Annotated in this window: 3 protein-coding genes; all 3 read left to right on the forward strand. The window is 52.9% G+C overall.

Annotated elements, in window-relative coordinates:
* The coding region (locus tag AAF564_24530; GenBank protein ID MEM8488736.1) for a lysophospholipid acyltransferase family protein at nucleotides 1–620 on the forward strand (620 nt) is incomplete at its 5' end.
* A gap of 86 nt (nucleotides 621–706) precedes the next feature.
* Nucleotides 707–4,159, forward strand: coding sequence for a PVC-type heme-binding CxxCH protein (locus AAF564_24535; protein MEM8488737.1), 3,453 nt, complete (start codon nucleotides 707–709; stop codon nucleotides 4,157–4,159).
* A 270-nt stretch (nucleotides 4,160–4,429) separates the two neighbouring features.
* Nucleotides 4,430–7,039 (forward strand): right-handed parallel beta-helix repeat-containing protein, encoded by a 2,610-nt coding sequence (locus tag AAF564_24540; protein MEM8488738.1) that lies wholly within the window; start codon nucleotides 4,430–4,432, stop codon nucleotides 7,037–7,039.
* Nucleotides 7,040–7,633: the final 594 nt, after the last annotated feature.

Raw genomic sequence — 7,633 nt, forward strand, 5'->3', positions numbered from 1 at the left:
CCCCAGACGCTTTCAGTCAAATCCCTAAAGAAGGCCCCCTTGTTGTCATTGCCAACCATCCTTTTGGCGTCCTCGACGGCCTGACCATTTGCCACCTTGCTTCGCGCATGCGCGCCAACTTCCAGATCCTCACCAACAGCGTGCTCTGCCAGGACCCTGCATTGGATCCCTACCTGCTACCGGTGAGTTTCGACGAAACGCGCGAAGCCATGCACATGAACATCAACACCAAACAGGAAGCGCTCAAAACCCTGAACAGTGGAGGCGCCGTCGTCATATTCCCCGGCGGCGGTATTTCTACGGCAGTAAGCTGGCGGGGCGAAGTGACAGATCTGGAGTGGAAAAGATTTGCTGCCAAGCTGATCCAGTTGTCTCGGGCCACCGTAATTCCAATTTACTTCCATGGGCAAAACAGCCGGCTTTTTCAGTTTGTCAGTCAGTTTAGCCTCACCCTTCGGCTATCACTGCTTCTGTATGAAGTCAATCGTATGATGGGGACCACCCTCCAGCTTGAAATAGGAGACCCGTTGCCTTTTGCCAAATTGGCGCCGATTAAAGACCGACAGGCCCTCCTCGATTACTTGCGCGAACACGTATATGGCCTTGCAAAACGCCCCTGAAGTTTCTAACCCATGCATCGCTAATTTCCCAAAAGTTTTATAGGTTACCTCTTATCCCGCTTTATAGGTCTCGCCGAACCAGCTCCATGCAATATCAGAAGCTTCCCGCCCTCTTCCTCTTTCTTGTATGTGGACTCCTCAGCACGCCTGCTGCCGCACAGGACAATCTCAAAGCTGTACCCCCTACAGATCCACAATATGAGCTCGATCGCCTGAATATTGCTGAAGGGTTTGAGCTCAATCTGTTTGCTGCAGATCCGATGATCGAGAAACCCATCCAGATGACATGGGATGAGCATGGCCGGCTCTGGATTGTGGGCAGTGCCGTGTATCCGCATATGCTGCCTGGCCAGCAACCCAATGACAAAGTCTTCATTCTTGAAGACACTGACGGTGATGGGCAGGCGGATAAGTCAACAGTTTTTGCTGATGGCCTCCTAACCCCAACCGGGCTACTCATTGGGGATGGCGGCGCCTACGTTGCAAACTCCACCGAACTCCTGCACCTGCGCGACCTGGATGGTGACGGGTATGCAGAAGACCGTCGCGTCGTATTGCGCGGATTTGGTGCCGATGATACGCACCACATCATCCATTCTTTTCGCTGGGCCCCCGACGGTATGATGTACATCAACCAGTCGATTTATATTTTTAGCCACATCGAAACACCATGGGGTGTACGCCGGCTACGACAAGGCGGCATCTGGCACTTCCGGCCTGAAAACATGAAGCTGGATGTCTTTGCACGCGGATTTGTTAATCCGTGGGGGCATTCTTTTGATACCTGGGGACAGTCGTTTGCAACAGACGGAGCCTTTGGCGAGGGCATCAACCATGTTTTCCCCGAAGCAACCTTTGTGACGGCCTACAAAGCAGAACGCATTCTGCAGGGATTAAACGCCGACCAGCCCAAACACGCCGGCCTCGCCATTATTTCAGGTCGGCATATGCCCGACTCGTTACAAGGCAACATGATCTCCAATGATTTCCGGGCCAACCGCGTAAACCGCTTCGTTATTTCAGATGAAGCAGACGGCTACGTATCTACACCCGCCAGCGATTTAATCTGGTCGGACCACATCGCTTTTCGCCCGGTTGATGTGACCGTAGGCCCCGATGGCGCGCTGTATCTGGCAGACTGGTACAACCCTATCATCCAGCATGGCGAAGTTGATTTTCGTGACCCCCGACGCGACCATGTCCATGGCCGAATCTGGCGCATCACAGCCAAAGATCAACCCCTGGTTACCCCTCCGGATCTCCCCAATGCATCTGTGCCAGAACTTCTGGACATGTTAAAACTGCCCGAGCAGTGGACGCACATTCAGGCGCGCCGGCTGCTCAAGGAAAGCGGTGCAACCAAAGTGTTGCCGGCGCTGGCACAATGGTATGCGGCACTCGACAAAGCGGACGCGTCTTTTGAGCGGCTCCAGTTGGAGACCCTTTGGCTCCACCAGGCTTTTGATCATGTGAATGAAAGCCTCCTACAGCAGGTACTCCAATCTGACGATCACCGTGCACGGGCAGCCGGCGTCCGCGTCATTTATCACTGGCACGACCGCCTCTCCAACCCGCTCGCCCTGCTGACCACCGCAGTAAACGACGACGTAATGCGCGTGCGGCGGGAAGCGATCTCAGCACTGGCAAAACTTGAGCGCCCGGAAGCAGCAACTACCGCAATGCAGGCGCTCCAGTATCCGATGAACGACGAAACAGACTTTGCCCTTTGGGAAACGATGAGACAATTGGAGCCGCATTGGGCTGAGCCCCTTGCCCGAGACCCCATGTTTCTCGGTAAATCGCTGGAAACGCGTCTTTTTGCCTGGAAAGCTACCCATTCCCCCGATGCCGTACGCGCACTGCTCGACCTGTACCTTGACCACAAATTGCCTGAAGGAGAAGCAGCTGAAGTACTTGGCCTGATCGTACAATATGGCGAAGCATCGGCACTGAATGAAATCCTGAACCTGGCAATTGCCGGCACCACCATTGGCGACCAGGATCAGAAAAAGCACCTTCAAGCCCTGAAAGACGGCATTGAAACGTTTGGCAAAACGCCCACCGCCGGCACTGACAAACTGGGCAGCCTGCTTTATGCCAACGATCCAGATATCCTGAGCCTCGCGATGGAACTGGCCGGCCTTTGGCAACTCAAAGACACAGCCGAGCAACTGCTGACCATTGCCAATCGGACAGATGACGAAGCCTTGCAGTTCACAGCGCTGAAAGCAGCCGCAACCCTGGACGATGCAACCACGCGGCAAGAAATTGCCCGTCTTGCAAACCGGGCTGGCACCCCTCAGATCCAGGTTCAGGCAGCATCTGCACTTGTTCGAGCAGACGCTCCAGAGGCAACGTCATTAGCCCTCAACTTACTCAACAAACTTGAGGAAGGAGACGATGTAAAACCTGTCTTTGATGCTTTTTATAGCCGTAACAGCAGACGCGATGCCCTGCGAGATGCGTTGCAAGAAACCAGCATTCCAGCCCATTTTGCAACAGCCGGCCTCGATCATTACCAAGGCAACCGACTTCGGGATCGCGCCCTGCTCGATGCATTTGAAGCATCGGGCGGTGTTGATGGCAGCAAAACCATCAACATAGACATGGACGAATGGAATAGAGATCGTCTCGAGCTGGACGTAAAGTCAGCCGGGGACCCGGTTGCCGGCGAAGCCATTTACCGCCGGCCAGGTCTTGGATGTTTGCGCTGCCATGCCATCGGCGGCGCAGGCGGACAGGTAGGCCCAGACCTGAGCAGCGTCGGCGCGAATGCCCCAACAGACTACATTATCGAGTCTCTTTTCGCCCCAGAGCAAGCGGTTAAAGACGGTTATGCCCTTACCAGTGTTGAGCGAACAGACGGGCAGGTACTCATGGGTACGCTCATTCGCGACACCGGCTCTGCCGTTTTACTGCGCAACGCAGCTGACGCTGTTGTTACGGTACCCAACAACCTGATTGCCAAGCAAGAAATCCTCCCGGGATCGCTCATGCCGGCTGGCCTTGTGGCCTCTCTCACCCGCGAGGAAGTGCTGCACCTTACCGCTTTCCTCTCTCAATTAGGCGAAACGGGGCCTTTCCGTTTGCCCAATGCACAGTACGTCCGGCGCTGGCAGGCTGCTGCGGCTCCCGACACACCACAAACGACCGAGGCAATTGAAACAGCCATTAATGCCGGCGGCCAGACACTATACAGCCTCGTAAATGGCGGCATCACCATGGATGAGATCCTGCAAGTGTCAGGTGCTGCAACATCCCTACTTTGGTTCTATATCGACGCCCCTGCTGCCGGCACGGTAACCCTCCACACAGACAACCCTGAAGGCCTGATGCTGTCGACAAATGGCACCCTTGCTTCCTTTGACAACAGTGGTACAGACAACGTAGCTAAAATTGACTTATCTGAAGGCATACACGCCGTTGGCGTTCTCGTAAATCACAAAAAACGCGGTGATTTACCCCTGTTTATCGAAATGAGACAAACAGACCCCGCTGCCCGCATCCAGGTTATGCACCGCACAGCTGACGAAGAGTGATTTTGGCCTAAAAACCACCACAAACATCAAACAGCTACTTTATATTAATCTTTATTAATAAAAGACTTAACCCCTGCGTATCCAATGTGATACACAGGGGTTTTTCATTTCTTTATACCCTGGCAAACCAGTGGCAAAAAAGGCCTAATCCGCTAGAATATGATGATAGCTCCTTTGGCTTGGTCTTTGCAAACAGGCTCCCCTCTAGACCCAAGCTCTGAACACTGTTGAAGTGTAACGATTGTTGTGTATCAGACATTTCCTAGCATCATGCAATTTCAAATACGAGTAGCCTGCATCGTAATTCTCGGCTGGCTATTGCCCCACGTGTCGTATGGACAAGCCTGCTACCTGCAGCAAGATTGTGGGCCCGGCTCACTTTGTTCTGGTTCAGGCACCTGCCAACCAATCCGGTCATTATTAGACACGGGTTCGAATACCGTTTATTGGGTAGACCAGCAGAGCGGTAACGACGCCAATTCTGGCACTGAAGCTCAGCCATTCAAATCTATCTCCCGCGCCATGCAGGCAAACACCCTGCGGCCCGGAGACGCGGTTATTATCCGCGAAGGGACGTACTACGAACAGGTTAGCCCTGGTACGAGTGGTACAGCAAACAACAGAATCACCATTACCGGTTTTCCCGGCGACAATGTGGTGGTTTCTGGCGCCATTCCGCTTAATGGTACCTGGACCGTTGACGGCAGCACATATCGGCTTGCCTGGCCCCATAACGCACTTTGGAACCGCGTCGTGGCCAACGACCCGTTTGGCCCGGCCCGCCGGCGCGATGTGTTGATTGCCAACGGACAAATGCTTCAAGCTGTTTATTCTCGCGCTGACGTAGTGCCGGGGACGTTCTTCCTTGAAGGATCACCCGGTAACCCGACAACCATGTTTGTACGGTTACCAGGCGATGCCAATCCGAATAATGCCCGGATGGAAACCAGCCTGATGAACCATATTTTCAACCCGTCCAACAACGAACCGAGTTGCCGATTTGGGCAGGTTAAAGGGTACTTCCACCTGATCGGGATCACGTTTCGGCATTCAGCCAACGATGGCCAGATGGGCGCAGTATGTGCCGGCAGTGAAGGCTCTATTATCGAGAATGTTACGGCAGAATGGACCAATGGATCGGGGTTTCTGGTCTCTGGCAAAAACCACGTTTTACGTGGTGTCCGTGCCCTGAATAACGGCATGAGTGGTATCCGCGGCAATGTATGTGACAATTGCCTTGTAGAGCATTCAACAAGCAAATACAACAACTGGAAAGGGTACCTGCCCTACTGGGAATCAGGTGGTGGCAAGTGGCTCTATACCACAAACAGTACTTTTCGGAGCAACGATTTTTCTGAAAATTACGGACCTGGTTTGTGGTTCGATATGGACAACTTCGACAATATCATCGAACGCAACCGATTTGACAGCAATGACGGCGTAAACCTGTTTATCGAATGGCGTAGCAACCGGACCACAATCCGTAATAACGTCTTTACCCGCGCCAGACACGACCGTCCTACGTTTTATGGCTACGGCCTGCTGATTCATGCCTCGCAGGATAACTACGTGCTCTACAACACCTTTATGGGTAATGAAGGCGGCGGCATGCGCATTAAAACAGATAGCCGGCTACAGTCTACGGGTAACAGCTACTACAACAACCTGTTTGTTGCAAACCAGAACATCGTAAAGGGTACCGAGCGCAGAAGTAGCGAAATTGCGTTTGAAGAACACAACAATGTTGCTGAAGCCCGCACCAACAAAGGGGAAGGCAACGTTTTCTGGGCGCGCAACTACTCGGAGCAAGAATATCACACGTTCCAGTTTAGACCAAAAAATACAGCCGGCGCGAGCGTTGTAAAATCATCCGTGCTAACACAGTGGCAGAATGCAGCCCAAACAGACTATTCCTCGTCTTTGGCCGTCTTGTCGCAGCCGCATGTTACTGACACAACCGATCACGTAGAAGGTTGGCGGCTTCCAGAGAATTCGCAATTCCTCACTCGGGCAGTATCGATGCCGGCCAATATCCCTGCAGTTACCACGGATTTTGACGGCGAAACGCGGCCAGCAACCGGCGGTCCTGTAGGCGCAGACATCCCTAATGGCTTCATCAGTGGCGGCGGCGGAGATGGTGGCAATGGCGGCGGCAAGGGTGACGGTGGTAATGGTGGTGGAGGAAACGGTGACGGGGGCAATGGAGACGGGGGCAACGGTGATGGAGGCAATGGTGATGGAGGCAATGGTGATGGAGGCAATGGTGATGGAGGCAATGGGGACGGCGGTGGCGGTGGCGACACTGAAGGCATCGACCGTGTACAATTTGTCGCACTGGATATCATTGTGCGCGACGAAAACGTTGAACTGCTCTGGGAATCAACCAGCGAATGGGACCTGGACTCATATGTACTGGAACGCTCTACCGACGGCGTAGGCTTCCAGCGGCTGGGATCTATTGAAAAGGTGCCTGATGGGCCAGCTACGCAGCAGTACACTTTCCGCGACGCTGACCTGCCAATTTCTTCGAAGAACCTGTTTTATCGCATCCGCACCATTTATAATGATCGCTCGGAGACCGTATCGCCGGTGCTTGAAGTCACCCTTGGACTACCCGAAGGCATCCGGGTAGAGCAGAACTTCCCGAACCCGGCACGTGGCATCACACGGATTGCGTACCAGTTGGACAAACCTTCCGGGGTACACGTGCGGTTATTTGATATACTTGGCCGCGAAGTGAAAACGCTGGAGCAGCTCGGCAAACCGGCCGGCTTCCATACCATTTTTGTGGATGTGAGCGAACTGCCAAGCGGCATGTACTTCTACCACTTCATCGCCAATGGCGTAACCGTGACACGATCGATGCAGGTTGTTCAGTAGATGGTTTCTATAAAACCTGTGCAAAATCATTGCTGGGTAAAACCAAATTGAAGGACAAAACCCTGGGGAAGTTGCCTTCTGCAGGCAGTGAAAGCGAAGTGCTGAAATTGTATTTCGAAGGAATGATACCATGCTGCAGGAAAACAGTTAGTATCACTCTATAACTTTCTCACGACGTCTTGCTGTCGCACCGGGATAAACCCCGACGCTGAAAGTCAAAAATTAATCAGATTCTTTATTGGTCGATACATTACCGGAGCAATCCATGTCCGGTTAAATGAGCGAAGCTACGCTATCTGAAAAAACTCCTTTGAAGGGAATTAATGTTTACTTTGCCGTACTCCTCGACAGAGTAATGCCCATTCCGGTAGCACTCACATGCGCCCTGGTAACCCTCAATGCAACCTATCAGGTTTGGTCCCTTATTTCGTCCGCATGCTATATCCTGGCGAATGTACTACTGAATAAATACATTCAGAAATTCGCGTCACCACAACAGCTAGGTAGTAATTTATTTAATCATATTCGGATCCTAGCGCCTCGGACGGAATAATACGACGGCGGGAATGATTCGATAACGGGTTCGGAGGCGGC

Source organism: Bacteroidota bacterium, assembly GCA_039111535.1.
Classification (GTDB): Bacteria; Bacteroidota; Rhodothermia; order Rhodothermales; family JAHQVL01; genus JBCCIM01.

Excerpts from the sequence above, each read along its gene's own strand:
- AAF564_24535 (MEM8488737.1), top strand. The coding sequence starts at position 707 with ATGCAATATCAGAAGCTTCCCGCCCTCTTCCTCTTTCTTGTATGTGGA.
- AAF564_24540 (MEM8488738.1), top strand. The coding sequence starts at position 4,430 with ATGCAATTTCAAATACGAGTAGCCTGCATCGTAATTCTCGGCTGGCTA.